The organism is Pandoraea sp. (assembly GCF_041919235.1).
Lineage (GTDB): Bacteria > Pseudomonadota > Gammaproteobacteria > Burkholderiales > Burkholderiaceae > Pandoraea.
This window is the reverse complement of the sequence record NZ_JAYRUC010000006.1, coordinates 96,551-119,287: the sequence shown is the minus strand read 5'-3', so window position 1 is coordinate 119,287 and position 22,737 is coordinate 96,551. Positions and strand designations below refer to the sequence as shown.

Genomic DNA, 22,737 nt, shown 5'->3' with positions numbered 1-22,737 from the left:
CTCGCCGGCCCTGCCGGTGTCGGGCATACGTCGCCGTATCCCGGACCACCCAAGTACGACGACTTGACTTAAGTTCCGCAATGCGGAACAATGTTCTGAAATCGAAGTTAGTTTAACACTAAAGCTTTTTGCCCGGCAACGGTTGGTGGATGCCTGGGTCGAATTCATTTGAAGTGGAGTGCACGATGGTTGTCGTCAAAACGTCCCTGTCTGCCTTTTCCGGCGCGCCGACCCATGGTGTGTCACCTTCGCACGACGAGCGCAAGTTTGTGACGGCGCTCGCGCGGGGGCTTGAACTGTTGCGCGCCTTTGGTCCTGACGACGTGCTGCTGGGCAATCGCGACTTCGCGGCGCGCACCGGGTTGCCGAAGGCGACGGTCAGCCGACTGGCCTACACGCTCACGGAGCTGGGCTATCTGCGTTACGACGCAGCGCTTGGCAAGTACGCGTTGGATGCCGGCGTGCTGGCCTTGGGCTATGCATTCTTGAGCGGTACCGACATGTTGACGCTGGCACGTCCGCACATGCGGGCGTTGGCCAAGGAAATGGGGTGTTCGATTTCGCTGGGTTGTCGTGAAGGTATCGACATGATGTATCTCGAGACCATGCGCAGCGACTCGGCGCATCTCACGTTGGGATTGACGGCGGGTTCACGTCTGTCGATGTTGACGAGTTCGATGGGGCGCGTCTACTTGGCGGCCATGACGCCGACCGAGCGGGAGACGATGCTCGCGGACCTGCACGATGCGTACGATGCGAATCCATCGGCGTTACGCAACGTCGGTTGGGGCACGTTGCAATCGGGCGTTGACAAGGGGATTGAGTCGTACAAGCGCGAGGGGTGTTGCTACTCGTTTCGCGAGTGGCATGAAGGCGTGAATGCGGTAGCAGTGCCGCTTCGCGATGTGCGGCAGAACCGCTGGCTGGCCATCAGTTGCAGCGGGCCGTCGTCGTCGATTCCGGATGCGGTTTTTCGAGAGGAAATCGGTCCGCGTCTCAGGCAATTGGCCGCGCGTCTGAGCGGGCAGGCTTGAATCGGTGGTGAGTGGTGTGGGAGGTCGCACGCACCACTCCGAGGCGAGTCAAGTCGCACTGAGGGCGGGTCCCAAATCTGATCGTCAACGGTATTGATCCGGCGGCATCCATCGAAGTGAGGGGCGTTGGGTGGCAGGCTGCTCGATGGCGGTGATTGTCCGTCCCCTGACGTAGCGACTTAACAAGCATTGGAGCGGAGTCAGGGGACGGGCAAGCGCCGCGGCCCTGGGCAAGAGGGGCGGGCGCTCGCCGGATCTATGCGGTGGGTGTTGTCGCGGCGACGACATCACGACGACGACATCACAGCAACGTTCGCACGTGCCACAACTCAGGGAACAGCACGACATCGAGCATCTTGCGCAGGTAGGGAGCGCCGTTTGTGCCGCCGGTGCCTTGCTTGAAGCCGATGATTCGCTCGACGGTCGTCACGTGGCGGAAGCGCCATTGGCGGAACGCGTCTTCGAGATCGACCAACTCTTCGGCCATCTCGTACAGCGCCCAGTGCTGCGACGGGTTGCGATACACCTCAAGCCACGCCGCCTCGACAGTCTCGTCGTGCGGTGTCGGCGTGGTCCAGTCGCGCTCCAGCCGTTCGGGGGCAATCGCGAATCCGCGACGCGCGAGCAGGCGTACCACTTCGTCGTAGAACGACGGCGCTCGCAGCGCGGCTTCCACCTGTTGGAAGAGATCGGGACGATGGGAATGGGGCTTCAACATCGCCGCATTCTTGTTGCCCAGGATGAACTCCAGAATGCGGTATTGATACGACTGAAAGCCCGACGAACTGCCCAGCGACGGGCGCATCGAGGAATATTCCGACGGCGTCATCGTCGCCAGAACGCTCCACGCCTGTACCAGTTGTTCGAGAATGCGCGACACGCGGGCGAGCATCTTGAACGCTGGCGGCAGATCGTCGTTGTGAACGGCCGTACGTGCCGCCTGCAGCTCATAGAGCGCGAGCTTCATCCACAGCTCGCTCGTCTGATGCTGGATGATGAACAGCATCTCGTTGTGATCCGTCGAGCGCGGATGCTGTGCGTTCAGAATCGGATCGAGCGACAGATAGTCGCCGTAGCTCATGCTCTTCGAGAAATCGAGCTTCGCGTCGTGCCATTGCGTCGCGTTGACCGACACATCCGACACATCCGACACATCCGATACATCCGGCATATCTGACGTAGCTGCCGTATGCGACGTACCTGCCGGCGCATCCGGGGCGTCCAGGGCGGCTTCGTCCGTGCGCGGGTGCCCGAACGGGCACCCGCCCTGTGCGGGCGTGGTGTCCGTCGCGGGCGTCGCGGTGTCGTGTTGATCGTGCGTCGAGTGGGGGGGCTTGTGCATGCTGAAAACTCCTCGCTCAGGTCACCGCACCGCGGCGATGAAATTCTGGCTTGTCCCAAGAGGCCGTGCGCAGCACGTCGAGCAGAATCTCGACCGAATCCCAGACATCGGCAAAGCTCGTGTACAGCGGCGTCATGCCGAAGCGCATGATGCGCGGCTCGCGATAGTCGCCGATGACACCGCGCGCGATCAGCGCCTGAATCACCGCGAACCCTTCCGGATGCTCAAAGCTCACCTGCGAGCCGCGCGCCGCGTGATCGCGCGGTGTCACCAGCGTGAGCGGGAATTGGGCGCAACGTGTCTCCACCAGTTCGATGAACAGATCGGTCAGCGCCAGCGACTTGCGCCGCAGGGCGTCCATCGACGTTTGCGCGAAGATGTCCAGACCACACTGGACCAGCGCCAGCGAGACGATCGGCTGCGTGCCGCACAGGTACCGCCCGATGCCATTGTCCGGCGTATATTCCGGTTGCATCGCGAACGGCGTGCGATGGCCCCACCAGCCCGACAGCGGCTGCCAGAATGTGTTCTGAAGGCGTTTGTTGACCCACACGAATGCCGGTGCGCCCGGCCCGCCGTTCAGGTACTTGTAGGTGCAGCCCACGGCGTAATCGGCATTGGCGCCGTTCAGATCGACCGGCACCGCGCCGGCAGAGTGGCACAGGTCCCACACGGACAGCGCGCCGGCTGCGTGAATCTCGGCGGTACGGGCGGCCATGTCGTACATGGCGCCGGTGCGGTAATTCACGTGAGTGAGCAGCACGACGGCCACGTCCTCGTCCAGCGCGCCGTGCAACTCGTCCGGCGAATCGATCAGGCGCAGCGAGTAACCGTCGTCGAGCAGGCGAGTGAGGCCCTGCACGATGTACAGGTCGGTCGGGAAATTGCTGCGCTCAGAGACGATCACCTTGCGTTGCGGCGCATGCTTGCGCTGCGCATCGACTGAGGCGGCCAGCACCTTGAAGAGATTGCTCGACGTGGTATCCGTCACCACGACTTCGCCTTGGCCCGCGCCCACGATGGGTGCCAGAGCGTCGCCCAGCGTGCGGGGCAAGGCAAACCAGTTGGCCTCGTTCCAACTGCGAATAAGATTTGTCCCCCATTCCGCCGTAATCACCTCCTGGGCGCGTTTGGCCGAGGCGATCGGGCGTGCGCCAAGCGAGTTGCCATCGAGATAGATCACGTCGGGCGGCAAAGCGAATTGGGCGCGCAGCGGGGCGAGCGGGTCGGCCGCGTCAAGGGCCAGACAATCGGTGCGAGAAGTCGTCATGGTTTGCGATTGATCAGTGAAGGCTATAGGGAAACAGAAGGTCGCGTGTCGCCAGGCCGGCGCGCATCATGTCGTCAAAGGGCGCGCAACACAGCGCGCACCGGACTCGCATCGAGCCGCATGAACTTGAGCGGCAATGCGATGAGTTCATAATCGGACGGCGCAATGTCATCGAGCACCAGACCTTCGAGAATGGCCATGCGATGTGCGCGAATACGGTGGTGCGCGTCCATCGTCTTGCTCTCCTGCGGATCGAGCGAAGGCGTGTCGATACCCACCAACTTCACGCCGTGCGACGCGAGCAGGTCGATGGTCTCGGGCGCCACGGCGCAAAACGTGCTGTCCCAGCGTGCGACACACGCCTGCCGATAGGTTCGCAACAGCACGCGCGGCGGCACGTTCGCCAGGTGCGGCGCAACCCACTCCGGGGTGACGACCGGCGCGGCACCGATGCAGTGGATCACGCGGCATGGGCCCAGATAGGTCTCGAGCGCGACTTCACCGATAAAGGCCCCGCCATCGTCGTAATGACGGGGGGCGTCGGCGTGCGCGCCGGTGTGCGGCGAAAGCGTGACGCGCCCTACGTTGACCGGGCAGCCCGGTCCGATCTTCCAAATCGCTTCTTCCGAGAACGGCGTGTCACCCGGCCAAACCGGCGTGTCGCTCGTGAGCGGGGCGCTGATATCCCATAGGCGGCGCTCGTCGCGCCTATCGGCTGGAGGGTTGCAGGGGGCGGTCATGGGCATGCGCAATCATGTGAATCGATATGCGCATCTTAGAAGAATTCGCGTCGCAAGTGCTTGCGTATTCGTCGCCTGGGAAGCGTGGAATTGATAGTGGAGAAAGCTTTTTCGTAAATTCGTGAAATAAAATTCGACAATATCATGATGCGGTCGAATTTTTGACGATTCCCTGCGCCGACGTATTTGTATTTTCAGACGCCGCCGCACGGTGTTCGGAACGTGCCTACTTCGGACGCTGCGTGGCTTGCGTCATCTCGTCGATCAGCCGGCGCAGCGAATCCTTGAGCGCCGTGGATTGTTCCGTGCCGAAGCGGGCGAGCAAGCCGGCTTCGTGGCGCCGAGCGCTGGCGAGCAGCGGGGCCACACGCTCGCGTCCGACCTCGGTGAGCGAGACCAGCGACTGACGCCGGTCCGTCGCGCTTTCACCGCGCACGACATCGCCCGCCGCTTCCAGCCGGTCGACGACTTTGGTGAGCGTCGGCTGCTTGGCGAGTACGATGTCTGCGAGCTGATTGATGGTGCGTGCGCGCCCGTCGGACAGCGTGGCGAGGACGCGCCACTCGGGCACGCCGAGTCCGGCGGCGGCGACTTCGCGGTGAAATTCATCGGACACCAGCGTGCTTGCACGGGCGAGCAGGTACGCCAGATAGTCGTCGACGAACGGCGCGCCGGCGGCAGACATGATGCGGCTTAACCGAGCGACTGCGGCTTGTGGAAGCCGCCCGCGTGGAAAATGAGCGGCATGCGCCCGGCAACATCGGTATGGATGCCGCAACGCTCGACTTCGCCGACGAAGATGACGTGATCGCCTTCGTCGTAGCGGCTGCGGTTATGACATTCGAACCAGGCCAGCGCACCATCGAGCACCGGGGTGCCCGACGGCGACAGCGTATACGGCACGCCCGCAAACCGGTCGCCCTTCATGGTGGCGAAGCGTTGGCAGATGTCGAGCTGATCGGACGCCAGCACGTTCACGGCGTAGTGCGAATTCTCGCGGAAGACCGGCATGCTGCCTGCCCGCATGGCGAGGCTCCACAGAATGAGCGGCGGGGTGAGCGACACCGAGTTGAACGAACTGGCGGTGATCCCGATGAGCGAGCCGTCGTCGGCGCGCGTGGTGATGACGGTCACCCCGGTCGCAAATTGACCGAGCGCTTGACGAAATGCTGCGCTGTCGAAATCTGGCACTGCGGCGCGTTTGGCGTTCACTGTCCCTGCACTCCCGTCCGGTAAATTTGATCGGGTTGATTTGTATGAATATTCATATACTATGGCACGAACAACAGATCGACAAGACGCGTGACGGCCGGCAGCGTGCCACGGGGCGAAGTCCCTGGCGGGCGAGAGGGCCAGGCGCTCAGGAGACGATATGCTGATCGAACGAATCGAGCATAAGTGGATCGACGTATTTGCCGAGACCTTGCGGCGCTGCGACATTGGGCCCGGCGATGTGGTGGCGATTGTAGCCGAAACGCAATCCCGGCCTGTCAACGTGGAATTGGCGCAGCTCGCGGCCGAATCGCTTGGCGCTGCGCCGTTTCGGCTCATCGTGCCGAGTCCGCGCGTGAGCGCGCCGGTACCGGTGCGCTCGACCGGTGCGAGCGACGCGCTGCGCCGCTTGGCCCCGGTGGTCGCCGCGCTCAAGGCTGCGACGCTGGTCGTCGACTGTACCGTCGAAGGCTTGCTGCATGCGCCCGAACTGCCCGACATTCTCGGCGGCGGTGCGCGCGTGTTGATGGTTTCCAACGAACATCCGGAAATTCTGGAGCGCTGCGCGACCGATCCGGCGCTCGAGCCCAAGGTTCGGGCCGCGATCAAGCGCTTGCGCGGTGCGGCAAACATGCACGTCACCTCCGGGGCCGGTACCGATCTACGCATCGGCCTTCGCAACGCGCGCGTGGGCGGTGTCTGGGGCTGGTGCGCCAAGCCGGGGCAGGTGGCGCACTGGCCGGGCGGTCTGGCGCTGGCGTTTCCCGCCGCGCATAGCGTGAACGGACAACTCGTGCTAGCGCCGGGCGACATCAACCTCACGTTCAAGCAATATCTGCGCGATCGCATCGCACTCACGATTGAAGACGACTACGTGGTCGCCATCGACGGCGAGGGCGTCGACGTCGATCTGATGCGCGACTATTTCGCCGCGTGGGGCGATCGCGAGGCTTACGCTGTTTCTCACGTCGGCTTCGGCCTGAATCCCCGCGCGCGCTGGGACGCACTTGCCTGCTACGACAAGCGTGATTGCAACGGCACCGAGCAGCGCGCGTTCGCGGGCAACTTCCTGTATTCGACGGGGGCCAACGAAGTGGCGGGACGTCACACGCTGGGCCACTTCGATCTGCCACTGCGGCGCTGCACCGTCGCGCTCGACGGCGACGTTGTGGTGCGCGACGGGCAGTTGCAAGGCGAGTTCGCATCATGACGCCGCTCGTGCCCGCCTGCCGCACGGCGGGAGACGGCCCGCTCACGCTTGTGTTGCTGCATGGCATCGGCGGCAATCGTCATGTCTGGCCGGCGCAATTCGAGACGTTCGTGGCGGCGGGCCATCGTGTGGTGGCCTGGGATATGCCCGGTTACGGCGAGAGCGCCATGCCTGCCGAGCCGACGATGGCGGCGCTCGCCGACAGCCTGCGGGCTTTGCTCGATACGCTGGGGCCAGCGCGATTCGTGCTCGTCGGTCACAGCATGGGCGGCATGCTCGCGCAGGAGTTGATGGCGCGCGGCATGCCGTTCACGCGGGATATCGCAGCACTCGTCCTGTGCGGCACGTCGCCCGCATTCGGCAAACCGGACGGCGACTTTCAGCGCGAATTCGTGCGTCAGCGCACGGCGCCGCTCGACGCTGGCAGCACGCTGCGCGAGATGGCGGAAGCGATCGTGCCGGGCATGCTCGGCGCGCCGCAGGCGTGCGCGACGGCCGCACGTACGAGCGCGCACGCACTCGCCGTCGACGCAATGGGCACCCTGACCCCCGACGCTTACCGCATGGCGCTGCAAGCGCTGGTCGGTTTCGAGCAGCGTGCCGCACTCGCGCGTCTCGCGGTGCCGGTGTTGCTCATCGCGGGTGAGCATGACACCAATGCGCCGCCGAAAGTCATGGCACGCATGGCCGAATCCATCGCGCAGGCGCGCTACGTCTGCTTGCCCGGCGCGGGGCATCTGATGAATCTGACACATCCGGCGGTCTTCAACGCCGAGGTGTGCGCCTTCCTCGCAACACTCTAGGAGACAACCGTGGCCTATCAGCCCCCTTCGATCGTCGGCGAGCATTACCCGCTCACGGACAAGCAGCGGCGCCTGCTGGCGCTGGCCGAGCAGGTGGGACGCGAGTCGCTCGCGCCGCGCGCCGCGCGCTGGGATCGCGAGGCGTCGTTCCCATTCGAGAACTACGACGACATGCGCGCCGCAGGCTTGCTGAAGTTGTGCATTCCCGAATCGGACGGGGGACTTGGCGCCGACTTCGCCACCTACATGATGGTGTCTGCCGAACTTGGCCGCCATTGCGGTGCGACAGCGCTCACGTTCAACATGCACACGTGCTCGATGATGTGGACCGGCATTCTTGCCGACGATCTCGACATGACGCCCGAGCAACGCGCCGAGCATGCGCGCTATCGCGAGCATCATTTCGCGCGCGTAATTCAGGACGGCGCAATTTACGCGCAACCGTTCTCCGAAGGCAGTGCAGCCGCGGCGGGCAAGGCACCGTTCGGCACGACGGCGACCAAGGTCGATGGGGGCTGGAAGATCAATGGGCGCAAGATCTTCGCGTCGCTCTCGGGCGCAGCCAACTACTATGGCGTGCTGTGTACCGAAGACAAGCCCGAGTTGTCGATGAAGGACACCTTCTACATCGCCGTGCCCGGCGACGCCCCGGGCGTGAGCGTGACCGGCGACTGGGACCCGCTCGGCATGCGCGGCACTGTCTCGCGCACGCTGCTCTTCAAGGACGTGTTCGTCCCCGACGAACTGCAATTGATGCCGCGCGGTGTCTACTACCAGGCCGCGAGTCGCTGGCCGCACATGTTCATGACACTCGCCCCGACATATATGGGGATCGCGCAGGCGGCATACGATTTCACCATACGGTATCTCCGCGGCGAAGCCGAGGGCATGGGCGCGCCGGTCAAGCGCCGTATGTATCCGACCAAGCAGATTGCCGTCGCCCAGATGCATATCATGCTCGAGCAGACGCGCGCGTTGTTCCTTCGTGCATTGCAGGACGGCCGCGCCGATCCGGGCAAGGACGCGCGCCTGCGCGCCTATGCGGCGCAGTACACGATCATGGAGAATGCAAACGAGCTGTGCCGTCTCGCCATCCGCACGTGCGGCGGGCAATCGATGCTCAAGACGTTGCCGCTTGAACGCATGTATCGTGATTCGCGGTGCGGCGCCCTCATGCTGCCGTGGACGGCGGAGCTGTGCCTCGATCGCATCGGGCGTGAGGCGCTCTACGAACCCGGCGAGCGCGACGAGTAAGGGGCGCTCGCAGGCCGTAAATCAGTCAAGCAGCCAAGCAGCCAAGCAGCCAAGCAGCCAAGCGGGGACGACCGTCGACGGTTGCCTCGTCGGACGCGCGCCAGGCAGCGGTCGCGGGACCGGCACCTCGCGGTCTGTCTTGTCACGGAGAATAAGTTGACGCCTTTTGTAGAAGCGCTTGCCCGCCACGCACGCACCACGCCGGAGCGCCTCGCGCTGCGCTGTGGCGTCGGCGATGAAGTCCAGCGGTCCGACTACGCGGCCTTGTGGCGACGCATCGAGCGCGTGGGCGGGCATCTTCGCGAGACCTGGCGCATCGCCCCGGGTGAGCGCGTCGCGTGTCTCGGTCTGAACGACGAACTGCAACTGGCGTTGCTGTTCGCGTGCGCGCGGGCGGGCGCCATCTTCCTGCCGCTGAATTTCCGTCTCGCCGTGCCGGAGCTGGCCGCTATCGTGCGCCACGCCGGGGTACGCGTGCTATGGTTCGACGCGGCCCATCGCGACACGGCTCGCCAGATTCGCGACGCGCTGGAACAGAACCCCGCCGCAGGCCCGCCGCCGGCCATTGCGTCGATCGAGGGGCTGATTGCGGTGCCGTCGGCCAAGCCGGTCGTCTACCCCGAGGTCGCGGCCGATGCGCCGGTATTGCTCGCGTACACCTCGGGCACCACGGGCGAGCCGAAGGGGGCGCTGCACACGCAGGCCGGCCTGCTGGCGAACGCCGAAGCCAGTTGGTGGGCGCACGATATGTGCGCCGATGACCACGTGCTCTCCTCGCTGCCGATGTTCCACGTCGGCGGTTTGTGCATCCAGACATTGCCCGCACTGTTGCTCGGAGCGAGCGTCACGCTGCACCCGCGCTTCGATCCGGCGGCCTGGCTTGCCGACGTCGCGAGACATCGCCCGACACTTTCCTTGATGGTGCCGGCCACGATGCGCGCGGTGCTGTTGCATTCCCTGTGGCAGACAACCGATCTATCGTCGCTGCGCGGGGTGATGGCCGGCTCCAGCGTGGTGCCGATGTCGGCCATCGACGCCTTCCACGCGCGCGGGATTCCGTTGGGGCAGGTCTACGGCGCGACGGAGACCGGCCCGGTGTCGATGGCGTTGCGCTTTGGCGATGCGAAAGCGCATCCGGGTGCGGTCGGGCGGGCGTGCCCGGGCGTGGAAGTGCGCCTGATCGACGCCGCAGGGCGGGAGGTGCCTCACGGCGAGGTGGGCGAGATTCTCGTGCGCGCGCCGAACGTAATGCGTGAGTACTGGCGGGCGCCTGCCCATGCCGCATTCGAGGGCGGCTGGTTTCACTCGGGCGATCTGGCGCGCCTGCGCGCGGATGGATGCTTCGAAGTCGTGGGCCGCAGCAAGGACATGATCATCTCGGGCGGCGAGAACATCTACCCGGCGGAAATCGAAAACGCGCTGGCCGACTGTCCGGGGGTTGTGGAGGCCGCTGTCGTGGGCGTGCCGGACGAGCGATGGGGCGAAGTGCCCGTTGCCGTGATCGTGCCCGCGTCTTCGGAGCGGGCGACGCAGCAAACCGTGCTCGACTTCCTCGGCACGCGCATCGCCCGCTTCAAATTGCCGCGTCGGGTCGTCGTTCGCGACGGGTTGCCCAAGAGTGCCCTTGGGAAAGTGCAGAAGCAGATTCTCATTGAGTGGTTATCGAAAACAACGGAATCGCAAAAATAGAGTGGCAGTCGGTATTCAAAGTTGGAACTGAGTGGTTGCTTGAAAACGCCGGAACCCATGATGAACAAGGGGACCGGCGTTTTTTTTCAGCGATTTCCGCGATGCATAAGGGAAACTCCCTATGCGTAATCGGTCATTTTGTTACCATGGCGTGAGAATTCAATTTTTTACTTTGGGAATTGCGTCGCAAGATAGCGCCCATGTCGTCATCGGTCGCGTAGCCCGCTGATCTTTTTGCTTTCTTTTGTTTTCAAGACGATGGACACCACTGAAGCGCATTCGGTCTCCGAGCGCGTGCTGCAAGTCCTTGTGACTGTCGCGCGTCATGGACGACCGATCGCGGCACGCGAGATTGCCGCGCAAACGAGCCTGCCGCTCTCTACGGTTTACCGCCACCTCGTGCCGCTCAAGAAGTGGGGGCTGGTGCAGGAACATGCCCATGAGGCGCTCTACGAACCGGGTCCGGTCGGCGTGCAATTGGCGTGGGGTTTCGACCACAACTCGCATCTTGTCACGCAGGCACGCGAGGAGATCGAGGCGCTGGTACAGCGCACTGGCGAGACCGTTGGCCTGCTCGTGGCCGCGAATGGTCAGGTCGTCTGCCTCGACATGCACGAGAGCGAGCAGTCGCTGCGGTGCTCCTTTGCCAAGGGACGCGCGCACCCGCTGGTGCATGGCGCATCGGCCAAGGCGCTTCTCTCGTTTCTGCCGCAAGCGACCCGTGAGAGCTTGATCGGGCGCCAACTCACGGGGCAGCCCGTGGCGCAGGAACGCCTGGTGGCGCAGGTCGAAGAGATTCGCAAGCAGCGGTATGCGGTGTCCGAAAGCGAAGTCGATTTCGGCGTCTGGGGCGTGTCGGCCCCGGTGTTCGCCGCCAAGGAACGTCTGGAAGGCACCATCACCCTGATGGCGCCGGCCGTGCGTGTGGCTCAGCGCCACGAAGAGCTGATCCGCCTCACGGTGGCGGCAGCCGAGCGTATTTCGAATCGATTGCAATACTTTTAACCGGTTATCCGACCGAGACTACACGAAGGAGTCCCAGATGAAATTGCGTCACATCCTGTTCACGATGGCGCTGGCCATCACCTGCTCGAGCAAGGTTTTCGCGGCCGACGACGTGCTGCGTGTCGCCACCGACGCGACGTTCCCGCCGTTCGAATACGTGGAGAACGGCAAGCGTACCGGCTTCGACGTCGAGATGATCGAAGCGCTTGCGAAGGCCATGGGCAAGAAGGTCGAATGGACCGACATCGATTTCAAGGGGCTGATCCCGGCGGTGCTGTCCAAGCGCGTCGACGTGGCCGCCTCGGCGATCTACATCACCGACGAGCGCCTGAAGGTCGTGAACTTCACGCATCCGTACTACACGGGCGGTCTGGCGATCATGGTCAAGGCGGACAACACCGCCATCAAGGAGCCGGCCGATCTGAACGGCAAGAAGGTATCGGTGCAGGTGGGCACGAAGTCGGTGCAGTTCCTCAAGGAAAACTACCCGAAGGTCGAGCGCGTGGAAGTCGAGAAGAACGACCAGATGTTCGAACTCGTGAAGATCGGCCGCGCCGACGCAGCCGTGACCGGCAAGCCGGCGGCGCTGCTGTATGCGAAGGCCAATCCGGTCGTGAAAGTGCTCGACAAGACGTTGACCGTCGAGCGTTATGGCTTTGCCGTGCGTAAGGACGAGACCGCGCTGACCAACGAGATGAACAAGGCGCTGGAGAAAGTGCGTGCAGACGGCACTTACGCCGCGCTGGTCGCGAAGTACTTCGGCCCGGCGAAGTAAGCACCTCGGCAACGCATTACCCGGCGGGTCACCCGTCGCCCCGTGGGGGTGACGGCCCCGCCGACGCATGACTTGAAAGCAGTCGTAGCGCAACTGATGGAGTACGCATGGAACTCGATTTTTCGCCGGTGTGGGCCAACTGGCAGGACCTCGCACGCGGCGCGCTCGTTACCGTCGAGGTAACTGCCTGCGCACTGGCGCTGGGCTGCGTGCTGGGTCTGCTGATCGGCCTGGGACGCCTGAACCCGGCGCACCGCATTCGGTATGGCATTTGTACCGCGTACGTCACCTTCATTCGTGGCACGCCGCTGCTGGTGCAACTGTTCATCCTGTTCTTCGGCTTGCCGCAGTTCGACATTCTGCTGCCGGCCTTCCTGTGCGGCGTGCTGGGCCTGGGCATCTACAGCGGTGCCTATGTGTCCGAAATCGTGCGCGGTGCCATCCAGTCGATCGAGCGCGGTCAGATGGAAGCGGCGCGCTCGCTTGGCATGCCTTACGGTCTTGCCATGCGCTCGGTGATTCTGCCGCAAGCGATCGTGCGCATGATTCCGCCGCTGGGCAACGAATTCATTGCGCTGATCAAGAACTCGGCCCTGGTGTCGCTGCTCACGATTCACGACGTGATGCACGAAGGCCAGAAGATCATCAGCGTGTCGTACCGTTCGCTGGAAGTGTATCTGGCGATCGCGTTTGTTTATTTGATTCTGACCGGCACCACCACGCTGCTGTTGCAGCGCGCCGAGAAGTCCTTGCGTGCCGGAGGTGCGGTGCAATGAACCCAACGAAGAAGGAATTCGGCGCCCCGATCCTGAAGATCGAAGGACTGGGCAAGTCCTATGGCAGCCTTCAGGTGCTCAAGGGCATCGATTTCGAAGTCGAAGCGCGCCAGGTGGTCGTTGTCATTGGCCCGAGCGGGTCGGGCAAAAGTACGTTCCTGCGCTGCTGCAATGGGCTGGAGACGGCCGAGCAGGGCACCGTCGAGATCGTCGGCAAGAAGCTCGTCGATCACGGCAAGATGATGGGTGAGAGCGGCCTCAATCAATTGCGGACTGACGTGGGCATGGTGTTCCAGTCGTTCAATCTGTTCCCGCACTTGACGGTGCTCGAGAACGTCACGCTCGCACCGAGAAAGCTGCGCGGCATGACGCGTGGCGAGGCCGAGACCGTTGCGCGCGAACTGCTCGCCAAGGTGGGACTGGCGGCGAAGGCCGACGTCTTCCCGAGCACGCTCTCGGGCGGGCAGAAGCAGCGTGTGGCAATTGCCCGCGCGCTGGCCATGCAGCCGCAGGTCATGCTGTTCGACGAACCGACGTCGGCGCTCGATCCGGAGCTGGTGGGCGAAGTGTTGCAGGTCATGAAGGCGCTGGCGAACGACGGCATGACGATGCTCGTCGTCACGCATGAAATGGGTTTCGCGCGGGAAGTCGCCGATGTCGTGGTCGTGATGGACCAGGGCCGGATCATCGAGGCCGGCCCTCCTGCGCAGATTTTCACCGCGCCGCGCGAGGCGCGTACGCGAGAATTCCTGCAAGCGGTCATCGCAAGGTAAGGCTAGGCAAACGTATGACAATAGATCGAGCGGTCTGGCAAGGCCGTGTGGATACTGGCGAGACTGGCCATACGCTGCGACTGCATCAGGTGCTGCGCGATTACGACGCGTCACAAGTGGCCGGCGGCGCGGTGGTGCTGGGCTTTTGCAGCGACGAAGGCGTGCGCCGCAATCACGGACGGCAGGGCGCCGTCGCCGGCCCCGACATGCTGCGTCGCGCACTGGCGAGCTTGCCGGTGCAAGGCACCCCCGCCGTGTTCGACGGCGGCAACGTCGTGTGTGCCGACGACAGGCTCGAAGCGGCGCAGGCCGCGCTCGGCCATCGCGTGGCCGAGGTTTTGGCTGCGGGGGCACGTCCGGTGGTGCTGGGGGGCGGCCACGAGATCGCCTACGGGACGTTTCTCGGCGTTGCCGAGCATTTCGGCGATCGTCTGCGCAATGAGCCGATGCTGATCCTGAACTTCGATGCGCACTTTGACCTGCGCGCCCAGCCCACAGCCAGCTCGGGCACGCCATTCTGGCAGATATCGCAGTTGCTCGCGGGGCGTCAGGTGCCGTTCCATTACGCGTGCCTGGGCGTGAGCCGATACAGCAATACCGACGCACTGTTCGAGCGGGCGGCGGCGCTCAATGTGGATTACTGGCTCGACGAGTCCATGCTGGCGCACCGTTTGCCGGAAATGTGCGGGCAGCTCGAAACGAAGCTCGCGCAGGTGAGTCACGTGTATCTGACCATCGACATGGACGTGCTGCCGGGCGAGAAGGCGCCGGGGGTCTCGGCGCCGGCGGCGCATGGCGTGGCGCTCGAAGTTGTCGAGGCGCTCATCGGCGTGGTGCGCCGCTCGGGCAAGCTGCGCGTGGCCGATATCGCCGAGTACAACCCGACCTACGACCGCGACGGTCTGACCGCGCGCGTGGGAGCGCGCCTCCTGCATCCGCTCATCACCCAATTGCAGGGCTGAGAAGGGGCGCGTGCGCGGCGTGCGGGATGCGCAGCGATATTTGCGCCGTTCACCGGACTTCTGCACAATAGGGCGGGCGATCGAAGCTTCGATCGCCCGCCCTTTTGCGTTGGTGCACTGCCGCAAAATCATAGTCGACAAGCGAGGTCATGATGACAGAGCAGACGAACTCCCCGAGCGATACCCGTATGGAAGTTGCCACGTTGGCGGGTGGCTGTTTTTGGTGCCTGGAGGCGTGCTATCAGCAGCTCGACGGCGTCAAGTCCGTTGTCTCGGGCTATGAAGGCGGCCATGTCGACAACCCGACCTACGAGCAAGTCTGCGAGGGCGATACCGGTCACGCAGAAGTGGTGCGGTTGACCTACGATCCCGACGTTGTCACCTTCGAGGAACTGCTGGTCGTGTTCTTCCAGATTCACGATCCGACCACCGTCAATCGCCAGGGCAACGACGTTGGCACGCAGTACCGTTCCGCCATCTTTTACCAGAACGAGCGGCAGAAGGAGGTGGCCGAGCATCTCGTTGCCGAACTGATGGCCGAGATGACGTATCCGGCACCGATCGTCACGCAGGTGGTGCCCACGCAGACGTTCTGGCCCGCCGAGGCGTATCACCAGAACTACTTCCGCCAGCATCCCGATCAGGGTTACTGCGCCTATGTCGTGGCGCCGAAGCTCAAGAAGTTCCGTGAGAAGTTCGCACGGCGCCTCAAGCAGGCGGCATAGCGGCATGGCGGCATGGCGGCATTGACTGCCGCCGTTCCCGGTGCGCCGCCTTCCCTGCGTCGTGCCGACAGACCAGGGGCGGCGGCGCGGCTCGGCGTCACAGTATTGTGCAGGGTCCGTTCTGCATCTGGTCGAGTGGATTGTAGATGGGCCTTTGCGCTGTCGTTGCGCGCGGCGACCTTGCCAGGTCGGCCCGTTGGCGGCAGCGTCCCAACTGGGCCGTGAAATCCTCGAGGTGCGTTTCGTCTTTCGCTGCGTGGGCATAGCCGGCGGGCGGTAGCTTGGTATGCCCGCGCATACCTGCCGCCCGGTAGTGAAAGTCGAGTATCGCGGCGTGATCCGCTCTGATACGAGGCGCGTAGGGATTGCCTTCGTGCAGAAACGCCAGTTCGCTCTCTCCCGCAAACAGAAACTCGACCTCACCCGGTTGATCGACGTGCTGGAATTCGAATCGTCCCAAGGCGATGCTGTGTGCCCCGACGTCATGACACAGCGCGGTGAGTGTGCCAGGCAGGTAGCCCGGATCGTCGCGAAGCAATGATCGAAGGTTCAACGCCTTGATGCGTGCCTCGACGGAAAACGCGCCGGCCGCCGGGTGAAACGTCAGAATTTCGCCAAGCGCAGCCCGGAGGTCGGCATTGCTCGAATATCGTCGGGCACCGCACTCGGTCGGCGGCGTCACCAGTTCGGCGAGTGCATTGTCGAAATAGTCGTTCACCGTGACGGGTTGGCACTTGAAGGCCGTCCGACGAAAATGTGCCTCGGACAGGCTCGGCTTGTTTGCAGTGGGAGGCGCCGGATGCGGTTGATTCCTGATCTGCTGCATATCGATGGCGACCTCATTGGGGGCAGCACCACCGCCGACGTCGTGCGACGTGCCAACTGGGTGCGTAGGCGAGTGCGCAAGTGAGTGCGCATACGGGATTGCGAAAGCGAGGAACGGCATAGTGCTCCGTGAAAGTAGATGCGGCGATGAGAGAGGGCACTCCGGCAAGTCGGCGTTCGCGAGGCGTCGGTGGTCATGTCAACCGACGACACGAACAGGTCCGCCTGCGGCGTCTGCAGACAGAACCAGGCATGGCTCGCCCACGTCGGCGGCATGCCCATAGGCGGCGTCGAGGCTGTCGAAGTAAAACGCTTCGGCTGCGCTGGGCACCTGCTGCGTGACGATCTCGAAACGATGATGATCGAAACGAATGTCGAGATACGTAAAGCTGACGTAGAACCAAACGACATAGCCGGAAAATGGCAACGCTTCAGGCAGTTCGGGGAGCGTACTCGTCGCACGCGACACGCCACCTGACGCCGTGATGGCCTGCGTCTCCAGCCAGCGTCGATAGTCTTCGCGCACAGGGCGATGTTTCATGGGCGTATCTCCTGAGAAGTGGCGACGACGCTTCCTGAAGCGTCGAGCGATGGTGCGGCCGTTGTTGCGGCGCGGTTTTCGTGAATGGTCCCGGGATTGCCGAATTTGCATCGTGTTGCCGAAACACGCCGCGCTTGGCGACGCTGACACGCCCTATCAATGCTGCCGCGCTCGCCGGGTATCAACGCTATCTGCGTGTGTGTGACAGCATTGGCCGGGACACATCGATGATGCCGAGTGTGGATGCCTATGGGGTAAAGGCGCGTCCGAAAGCGGTATCGGACAAGGCCTCGTTTTGGTAACGGGCGCCGCACCATTCATATGTTCATTATTTTTCGCATAGAATGGCGACTTCCCTCCATGAAGTCTTCAGGTAGTCCGCCGTGCGCCCCCTGCCTTTTCGCGATGCGTTGATGGCCATGATTGGCATCGCGCTCGTCAACATGCTGGTCGCTCTCGACCAGACCGTCGTCAGTACGGCGCTGCCATCCATCGTCGCCGAACTCAAGGGTTTCGAGTATTACGCTTGGATCGCGAGTATTTACCTGCTGGCCTCGGTCGTTACGGTGCCGGTCTTTGGGCGGCTGGGCGATTACTTTGGCCGTCGTCGGTTCGTGATCGCTTCGGTCGTGACCTTTACGCTCGCTTCGCTGCTGTGCGGTCTGGCGCCCAACATGCCGTTCCTCGTGTTCGCGCGCGGGTTGCAGGGGATCGGGGGCGGCATGATGGTCGGGACGGCCTTCGCATCGGTGCCGGATCTGTTCCCGGACGCCCGCTCGCGGGTGCGCTGGCAGGTGGTGATCACGACGGCTTACGGCATCGGTACGGCGGCGGGGCCGTCACTGGGCGGCCTGCTCTCCGAGCATTTTGGCTGGCGCTCCACATTTTTCGTGAACCTGCCGGTCGGTCTGGCGGCGCTGTATTTCGTGTGGCGATACCTGCCCAAATTTGCGCCGGTACATCGGGGGGACGTTCGCGTCGACTGGCGAGGTGCGCTGTGGATCGCCGTGGTGCTCGGCGGTTTTCAGGTGCTCATCGAGCGCCTGCCGGCACACGGTGCGTCGTTCGGGAACCTGCTGCTGATCGCCGCCGCCGCGTTCGGCTTCTGGGCGCTGTTGCGCACGGAACGGCGTGCGACCCATCCCATTGTGCCGCTCGATATGTTCCGGCATCCCCAGCTCGTGGTGCTTTTCACGCTATCGGTGCTGATCGGCTTCGTGATGTATTCGCTGATCTTTTTCGCGCCGTTGCTGTTGCAGGGCGGATTCGGGTTGAGCCCACAGGCCGCCGGCCTGATCGCGACGCCCATCGCCGCCTGCATCGCCCTGGGCAGCTTCATCAATACACCGGTCGTGGTGCGTTTGTCGCGCCCCACGAACATGCTGATGTTCGGCTTCTGCCTGCTGGCGATCGCCTCGGCCGGGGTCGGGCTGGCGCATCGCGATACGTCGCACGGCCTGCTGGCGTTGATGATGGCCTGTGCGGGCATTGGCATCGGCTTCATCCTGAACAACATGAACGTGTTCGGGCAGGAAATTGCCGGGCGCGAACGCTTCGGCATCACGACCGCGCTGTTGCAGTCGACGCGGATGGTGGGCGGCATGCTCGGCACGACGATCGTGGGGACGCTGGTCAATCATCGCTACGCCAGCGGTGTGGCCGGAGCGGTGTCGGGCTACGACGGCACGCCTGCGGCGCATGCTGTCGCGCGTGCGCTGGACCCGCGCATCCTGATCGATTCGGCCTTGCGCGCCGACCTGCTGACCGATCTGCGGGCGATGGGAATCGACGGCATGCCGTTGGTTGAAACCGCCCGCCAGACGCTCGTGAGCGCCGTGCATGCCGGGGTGCTGCTCACGGGGATGGCGGCGGTTGTCGCCGCGTTGCTGGTACGTCGCATCCGCCAGATCCAGTTTCCCAAGCGGCTCGACCGCTCGAGCGTGGCTGCGCCGGATTAAATGCAGATCGGCTCGGCATTGTCCGAGCCGGCGGTGCCGAACGGCTGAAAGCCGGATCGAATAGCCGGGGCGGTCCCGACCTCGTTTACAATGCGCGGTGTTTGCCGGGTGAGCCGGCATGACCGAATTTTGTGAACGAGGTTTCCATGATCATCAAGCCACGCGTGCGCGGCTTCATCTGCGTCACCACCCATCCTGTCGGCTGCGAAGCCAACGTCAGGCAACAGATCGAATATGTGAAGGCCCAGGGGCCGATCGCGAACGGCCCGAAGAAGGTGCTCGTGATCGGTGCGTCGACCGGCTATGGACTGGCCGCGCGCATTACCGCCGCCTTCGGCTGCGACGCTGCGACGCTGGGCGTGTTCTTCGAGCGTGCGGGGAGCGAGACCAAGCCGGGAACGCCGGGTTGGTACAACACCGCGGCGTTCGACAAGTTGGCCACCGAAAAGGGGCTTTACGCGACGAGCATCAACGGCGACGCCTTCTCCAAGGAAATCAAAGCCAAGACCATCGAGACGATCAAGCGCGATCTCGGTCAGGTCGATCTGGTCGTCTATAGTCTGGCCGCGCCGCGCCGCACGCATCCGGAAACGGGCCAGGTGTTCACGTCGGTGCTCAAGCCGGTGGGCAAGTCGGTGACGCTGCGTGGCATCGATACCGATAAGGAAGTCGTCAAGGCGTCGGTGTTCGAGCCTGCCACGCAGGAAGAAATCGACAACACGGTGGCCGTCATGGGCGGCGAAGACTGGCAGATGTGGATCGACGCACTGGCCGACGCGGGCGTGCTCGCCCCTGGCGCCAAGACGACGGCGTTCACGTATCTTGGCGAGAAGATCACGCACGACATTTATTGGAACGGTTCCATCGGCGCGGCCAAGAAAGATCTCGACGAGAAGGTACTGGGCATTCGCACCCGGCTTGCCGCGAACGGTGGGGACGCCCGCGTGGCGGTGCTCAAGGCGCTCGTCACGCAGGCCAGCTCGGCCATCCCGATGATGCCGCTCTACCTCTCGTTGCTGTTCAAGGTGATGAAGGCCAAGGGCACGCACGAAGGTTGTATCGAGCAGATTTACGGCCTGTACAAGGACAGCCTGTATAGTGCAACGCCGCTGCTCGACGAAGAAGGTCGCGTGCGTACCGATCAGAAGGAGCTTTCCCCGGAAGTGCAGGCGGAAGTCTCTGCACTGTGGGATAAGGTGACCGACGAGAACCTGTACGACCTGACGGATTTCGTCGGTTACAAGCACGAATTCCTGCGTCTGTTCGGCTTCGAGATCGAGGGCGTGGATTACGAGGCCGACGTGAATCCGGACGTGCCGATTCCGCATCTCGTGGCGTAAGTACTTCCAGGTACGTTGCCATGCAATCACGATGGCCTGAGTCCGGTGTCTGCGCCGGCTCAGGCCATTGTCGTTTTCTTTGGCGTCGAAGCGCTTCGTCGTGCCGGGCGGACCGATTTCATGCCGTGCCGGCGCCAGATGCCGCCTGGGACAACCCGGCGATGCGTTCAGCCAACGCCAGGCACGACAGCGGCGACGAGCCTTCGGCCTTGTTGTTGACGATTACATAGACGGGATGACCGGCGAGGGCGTAATGCGTGGCGAGCGCGGCCAGCACGTCGCGCGTTGTCGGATCGGGATCGACGATCTTGTCGAACGGCGCGTATTTCGCCTTGGCTTGCTCGTAGCGATGTGTGCTGTTCAGATTCCAGCGCACGATGAGGGGGCCGGCGCCGACGTCGTCGAGCATGGCCAGTGCCGCAGCCTGACGCTCCACGTGCGGCATTCGCGCATGCAGACCGATGCAATAGCGCACCCCCAACTGGCCCAGCGCCCGCATGAGACGTGGCGTGAGCAACGCACCGTCGCGAATCTCCAGCGCGTAACATGGCCCTGGCGCGGCTTTGCCGTCCGGCGTCGTTTCGCCTTGCGGTAACGGCGATAACGGCGGCAAGGCGGCGAAGAACGCTTCGATGCGTTGAATCAGTTCAGGAACGTCGCGCAACAACTCTACGGGCAGCGGCGACATCTGAAACACCAGCACGCCAGCCTTCGGCCCGAGTCCGGCCAGACAGGGGGCCACAAACTGCTCGGCTGCGATTCGCGCGTCGAGAAAGCACGGGTTTGTGCGCACGCCTTCGCCTTTCTCCCCGCGAACGAGCGCGTCGGTGACCACGCTCGGTGCTTTGATCAGAAAGCGAAAATCCTCAGGCACCTGCTGCGCGTATTTCTGATACTCGACAATCGACATCGGCTTGTAGAACGACCGGTCGATACCGACGCAGCCCAGCACCGGATGCCTCGCATAAGCGGTGAGTCCCTGACGCGAGAGTTGGGTGTCGCTGTAGTCGTCGTCCCAGACGATGCCCCTCCAGCCGGGGAACGACCACGACGAGGTGCCCAGGCGAATGTTGCCGGGCAAGCGCTCCCCCAGCGCCTGGATCGCGGGCGGGACGCTGGCCGCACCGACACCGCTGCGGCGCGTTGCGCCGCTGCGGCGTGGAACGCTTTCGGCAGGCGCGATGGTGTCATCGACTTGTCTGGCACGTCGGCCTGTCGGGGGATCGTCAGGCGCCGCGCCAAACAGATCGAACTGGCTCATCGGTTCTCGTACATGTAACGACGCGACCAGGGCAGGCGCTTGGCCGAGAGGCCCGCCTTGCGGCAAACGATCTGATAGAGCGAGACGTGATCGTGCTCGAACGCATACGCACATCCGGCCAGATACACGCGCCAGACGCGGAAGCGCTCTTCGCCCACCAACTCGCGCAGAACCGGTGCGTGCGCTTCGAAGCGCTCGGACCACAGCGTGAGTGTGCGCGCGTAATGCCGACGCAGGCTTTCCACGTCGCTCGCTTCGAGCCCGCCGCGCTGCATCGACTCGAGCGCGAGGCTGATATGCGGCAACTCGCCGTTCGGGAACACGTATTTGTCGATGAATTCGCCACCGCCCATCGCCGTCTCGCCGCTATCCGGATCCGTCGACGTGATGCCGTGATTCATCGCGATACCGTCGTCTTTGAGCAGCGAGGCCATTTTGGCGAAGTAGTCCTTAAGATGCCGACGCCCGACATGCTCGAACATGCCCACGCTCGTGATGCGGTCGAACGGACCTTCCACGTCGCGGTAGTCCTGAAGGCGGATGTCGATCTGGTTCTCGAGGCCGAGCGACTTGACCCGCTCGGTCGCCAGATCGAACTGATTCTGCGAGAGCGTGACGCCAACGCATTTCGCCCCGAATTTCTGAGCGGCGCGAATGACCAGAGCGCCCCAGCCGCAGCCGATATCGAGCAGCGTTTGCCCCGGCTGCAACTCGATCTTGGTGAGGATGTGATCGATCTTCTTTTCTTGCGCCGTGTCGAGGTCTTCGTCGCCGTTCTCGAAGTAGGCGCACGAGTAGACCATGTTCCTGTCGAGCCAGCGTTGGTAGAACGCGTTCGACACGTCGTAGTGGAACTCGATCGAGCGCTTGTCGGACTTCTTGCTGTGATTGAAGTGGCGGACCGCGCGTTCGAGTGGGCCCAACGTCGTCAGGCTGCTGCCGGCGAGCGCGTAACTCATGTCGATGACGTCGACGAGCTTGCCTTCGACGTCGATTTCGCCCTTCACGTAGGCCTCGCCGAGATTGTCGAGGCTGGGACTGAGCAGACGCGTCATGGCCGCAGGGCCGTTGATGCGCAACGTTACGCTGGGGTTGTCGAAGGCACCGAAATCATAGTGCTGTCCGTTCCAGAGCGCGAGGCGGATCGGCAGGTTGGAGGATGTCTTGACGCCGCTGACCCAGTTTTCGAGTTTTTTCTCCCACAACATGGATGTGCTCCAAGTGTCACCAAAAAAACTTCAC

22 protein-coding genes are annotated in these 22,737 nt (G+C 63.5%); 13 read left to right on the top strand and 9 right to left on the bottom strand.

Annotated features, from left to right (window positions below; genetic code table 11):
* The first annotated feature begins 185 nt into the window (after nt 1–185).
* Nucleotides 186–1,034: an IclR family transcriptional regulator gene (locus ACE3UG_RS06560; protein ID WP_374621266.1), complete on the top strand. Its 849-nt coding sequence runs from the start codon at nt 186–188 to the stop codon at nt 1,032–1,034.
* 301 nt (nt 1,035–1,335) lie between these two features.
* Here the strand turns inward: ACE3UG_RS06560 and kynA are convergent, their stop codons facing one another.
* From kynA to ACE3UG_RS06535, 5 genes are all read right to left on the bottom strand, one after another.
* On the bottom strand, nt 1,336–2,376 hold the full coding sequence (gene kynA / locus ACE3UG_RS06555; protein WP_374621263.1) for a tryptophan 2,3-dioxygenase: 1,041 nt from the start codon (nt 2,374–2,376) through the stop codon (nt 1,336–1,338).
* A 16-nt stretch (nt 2,377–2,392) separates the two neighbouring features.
* Nucleotides 2,393–3,646 carry a kynureninase gene (gene kynU / locus ACE3UG_RS06550; RefSeq protein ID WP_374621260.1) on the bottom strand — a complete coding sequence of 418 codons (1,254 nt, stop codon included), beginning with the start codon at nt 3,644–3,646 and terminating at the stop codon, nt 2,393–2,395.
* A gap of 74 nt (nt 3,647–3,720) precedes the next feature.
* Nucleotides 3,721–4,386: an arylformamidase gene (gene kynB, locus ACE3UG_RS06545; RefSeq protein WP_374621555.1), complete on the bottom strand. Its 666-nt coding sequence runs from the start codon at nt 4,384–4,386 to the stop codon at nt 3,721–3,723.
* A 226-nt stretch (nt 4,387–4,612) separates the two neighbouring features.
* Entirely contained in the window at nt 4,613–5,071 is a 459-nt protein-coding gene (locus ACE3UG_RS06540) for a MarR family winged helix-turn-helix transcriptional regulator (protein WP_374621257.1), read from the bottom strand.
* 8 nt (nt 5,072–5,079) lie between these two features.
* Nucleotides 5,080–5,598 (bottom strand): flavin reductase family protein, encoded by a 519-nt coding sequence (locus tag ACE3UG_RS06535; RefSeq protein WP_374621254.1) that lies wholly within the window; start codon nt 5,596–5,598, stop codon nt 5,080–5,082.
* Nucleotides 5,599–5,758: 160 nt separating this feature from the next.
* Between ACE3UG_RS06535 and ACE3UG_RS06530 the strand changes: the two genes are divergently transcribed.
* The 10 genes from ACE3UG_RS06530 (at nt 5,759) to msrA (ending at nt 15,570) form a co-directional block, all read left to right on the top strand.
* Entirely contained in the window at nt 5,759–6,808 is a 1,050-nt protein-coding gene (locus tag ACE3UG_RS06530) for a peptidase M29 (RefSeq protein WP_374621251.1), read from the top strand.
* Nucleotides 6,805–7,611: an alpha/beta fold hydrolase gene (locus tag ACE3UG_RS06525; RefSeq protein WP_374621248.1), complete on the top strand. Its 807-nt coding sequence runs from the start codon at nt 6,805–6,807 to the stop codon at nt 7,609–7,611. The genes ACE3UG_RS06530 and ACE3UG_RS06525 overlap by 4 nt, the downstream gene beginning before the upstream one ends.
* Nucleotides 7,612–7,620: 9 nt before the next feature.
* Nucleotides 7,621–8,865 carry an acyl-CoA dehydrogenase family protein gene (locus ACE3UG_RS06520; RefSeq protein WP_374621246.1) on the top strand — a complete coding sequence of 415 codons (1,245 nt, stop codon included), beginning with the start codon at nt 7,621–7,623 and terminating at the stop codon, nt 8,863–8,865.
* Between the two features lie 156 nt (nt 8,866–9,021).
* The gene (locus ACE3UG_RS06515; protein ID WP_374621243.1) at nt 9,022–10,554 is read left to right on the top strand and encodes a class I adenylate-forming enzyme family protein; all 1,533 of its coding nucleotides are present in this window, start codon (nt 9,022–9,024) and stop codon (nt 10,552–10,554) included.
* A gap of 258 nt (nt 10,555–10,812) precedes the next feature.
* Nucleotides 10,813–11,559, top strand: a complete 747-nt coding sequence (locus tag ACE3UG_RS06510; protein ID WP_374621241.1) for an IclR family transcriptional regulator — start codon at nt 10,813–10,815, stop codon at nt 11,557–11,559.
* Between the two features lie 37 nt (nt 11,560–11,596).
* The gene (locus ACE3UG_RS06505; protein ID WP_374621238.1) at nt 11,597–12,334 is read left to right on the top strand and encodes a transporter substrate-binding domain-containing protein; all 738 of its coding nucleotides are present in this window, start codon (nt 11,597–11,599) and stop codon (nt 12,332–12,334) included.
* A 107-nt stretch (nt 12,335–12,441) separates the two neighbouring features.
* Nucleotides 12,442–13,110: an amino acid ABC transporter permease gene (locus ACE3UG_RS06500; protein WP_374621236.1), complete on the top strand. Its 669-nt coding sequence runs from the start codon at nt 12,442–12,444 to the stop codon at nt 13,108–13,110.
* On the top strand, nt 13,107–13,883 hold the full coding sequence (locus ACE3UG_RS06495) for an amino acid ABC transporter ATP-binding protein (RefSeq protein WP_374621233.1): 777 nt from the start codon (nt 13,107–13,109) through the stop codon (nt 13,881–13,883). The genes ACE3UG_RS06500 and ACE3UG_RS06495 overlap by 4 nt, the downstream gene beginning before the upstream one ends.
* Nucleotides 13,884–13,897: 14 nt before the next feature.
* Nucleotides 13,898–14,845, top strand: coding sequence for a formimidoylglutamase (hutG, locus tag ACE3UG_RS06490; protein ID WP_374621230.1), 948 nt, complete (start codon nt 13,898–13,900; stop codon nt 14,843–14,845).
* 149 nt (nt 14,846–14,994) lie between these two features.
* On the top strand, nt 14,995–15,570 hold the full coding sequence (msrA, locus tag ACE3UG_RS06485) for a peptide-methionine (S)-S-oxide reductase MsrA (protein WP_374621228.1): 576 nt from the start codon (nt 14,995–14,997) through the stop codon (nt 15,568–15,570).
* A 97-nt stretch (nt 15,571–15,667) separates the two neighbouring features.
* Here msrA and ACE3UG_RS06480 read toward each other — a convergent pair whose 3' ends face one another.
* Both ACE3UG_RS06480 and ACE3UG_RS06475 read right to left on the bottom strand, forming a co-directional pair.
* Nucleotides 15,668–16,288: a hypothetical protein gene (locus tag ACE3UG_RS06480; protein ID WP_374621225.1), complete on the bottom strand. Its 621-nt coding sequence runs from the start codon at nt 16,286–16,288 to the stop codon at nt 15,668–15,670.
* Between the two features lie 306 nt (nt 16,289–16,594).
* Nucleotides 16,595–16,936 carry a hypothetical protein gene (locus tag ACE3UG_RS06475; protein ID WP_374621223.1) on the bottom strand — a complete coding sequence of 114 codons (342 nt, stop codon included), beginning with the start codon at nt 16,934–16,936 and terminating at the stop codon, nt 16,595–16,597.
* 419 nt (nt 16,937–17,355) lie between these two features.
* Between ACE3UG_RS06475 and ACE3UG_RS06470 the strand changes: the two genes are divergently transcribed.
* On the top strand, nt 17,356–18,894 hold the full coding sequence (locus ACE3UG_RS06470) for an MFS transporter (protein WP_374621552.1): 1,539 nt from the start codon (nt 17,356–17,358) through the stop codon (nt 18,892–18,894).
* A gap of 146 nt (nt 18,895–19,040) precedes the next feature.
* Nucleotides 19,041–20,234, top strand: coding sequence for an enoyl-ACP reductase FabV (gene fabV / locus ACE3UG_RS06465; RefSeq protein ID WP_374621221.1), 1,194 nt, complete (start codon nt 19,041–19,043; stop codon nt 20,232–20,234).
* 118 nt (nt 20,235–20,352) lie between these two features.
* Here the strand turns inward: fabV and ACE3UG_RS06460 are convergent, their stop codons facing one another.
* Both ACE3UG_RS06460 and ACE3UG_RS06455 read right to left on the bottom strand, forming a co-directional pair.
* A complete protein-coding gene (locus ACE3UG_RS06460; RefSeq protein ID WP_374621219.1) occupies nt 20,353–21,495 on the bottom strand; it encodes a DUF72 domain-containing protein in 1,143 nt (380 codons plus the stop codon).
* The gene (locus ACE3UG_RS06455; RefSeq protein WP_374621217.1) at nt 21,492–22,703 is read right to left on the bottom strand and encodes a class I SAM-dependent methyltransferase; all 1,212 of its coding nucleotides are present in this window, start codon (nt 22,701–22,703) and stop codon (nt 21,492–21,494) included. The genes ACE3UG_RS06460 and ACE3UG_RS06455 overlap by 4 nt, the downstream gene beginning before the upstream one ends.
* Nucleotides 22,704–22,737 lie beyond the last annotated feature (34 nt).

Bases quoted from the DNA above. Each gene is read 5' to 3' on its own strand.
- ACE3UG_RS06560 (WP_374621266.1), top strand. From the start codon at position 186: ATGGTTGTCGTCAAAACGTCCCTGTCTGCCTTTTCCGGCGCGCCGACC.
- kynA (WP_374621263.1), bottom strand. From the start codon at position 2,376: ATGCACAAGCCCCCCCACTCGACGCACGATCAACACGACACCGCGACG.
- kynU (WP_374621260.1), bottom strand. From the start codon at position 3,646: ATGACGACTTCTCGCACCGATTGTCTGGCCCTTGACGCGGCCGACCCG.
- kynB (WP_374621555.1), bottom strand. From the start codon at position 4,386: ATGACCGCCCCCTGCAACCCTCCAGCCGATAGGCGCGACGAGCGCCGC.
- ACE3UG_RS06540 (WP_374621257.1), bottom strand. From the start codon at position 5,071: ATGTCTGCCGCCGGCGCGCCGTTCGTCGACGACTATCTGGCGTACCTG.
- ACE3UG_RS06530 (WP_374621251.1), top strand. From the start codon at position 5,759: ATGCTGATCGAACGAATCGAGCATAAGTGGATCGACGTATTTGCCGAG.
- ACE3UG_RS06525 (WP_374621248.1), top strand. From the start codon at position 6,805: ATGACGCCGCTCGTGCCCGCCTGCCGCACGGCGGGAGACGGCCCGCTC.
- ACE3UG_RS06510 (WP_374621241.1), top strand. From the start codon at position 10,813: ATGGACACCACTGAAGCGCATTCGGTCTCCGAGCGCGTGCTGCAAGTC.
- ACE3UG_RS06505 (WP_374621238.1), top strand. From the start codon at position 11,597: ATGAAATTGCGTCACATCCTGTTCACGATGGCGCTGGCCATCACCTGC.
- ACE3UG_RS06500 (WP_374621236.1), top strand. From the start codon at position 12,442: ATGGAACTCGATTTTTCGCCGGTGTGGGCCAACTGGCAGGACCTCGCA.
- ACE3UG_RS06495 (WP_374621233.1), top strand. From the start codon at position 13,107: ATGAACCCAACGAAGAAGGAATTCGGCGCCCCGATCCTGAAGATCGAA.
- hutG (WP_374621230.1), top strand. From the start codon at position 13,898: ATGACAATAGATCGAGCGGTCTGGCAAGGCCGTGTGGATACTGGCGAG.
- msrA (WP_374621228.1), top strand. From the start codon at position 14,995: ATGATGACAGAGCAGACGAACTCCCCGAGCGATACCCGTATGGAAGTT.
- ACE3UG_RS06475 (WP_374621223.1), bottom strand. From the start codon at position 16,936: ATGAAACATCGCCCTGTGCGCGAAGACTATCGACGCTGGCTGGAGACG.
- ACE3UG_RS06470 (WP_374621552.1), top strand. From the start codon at position 17,356: ATGATTGGCATCGCGCTCGTCAACATGCTGGTCGCTCTCGACCAGACC.
- fabV (WP_374621221.1), top strand. From the start codon at position 19,041: ATGATCATCAAGCCACGCGTGCGCGGCTTCATCTGCGTCACCACCCAT.
- ACE3UG_RS06460 (WP_374621219.1), bottom strand. From the start codon at position 21,495: ATGAGCCAGTTCGATCTGTTTGGCGCGGCGCCTGACGATCCCCCGACA.
- ACE3UG_RS06455 (WP_374621217.1), bottom strand. From the start codon at position 22,703: ATGTTGTGGGAGAAAAAACTCGAAAACTGGGTCAGCGGCGTCAAGACA.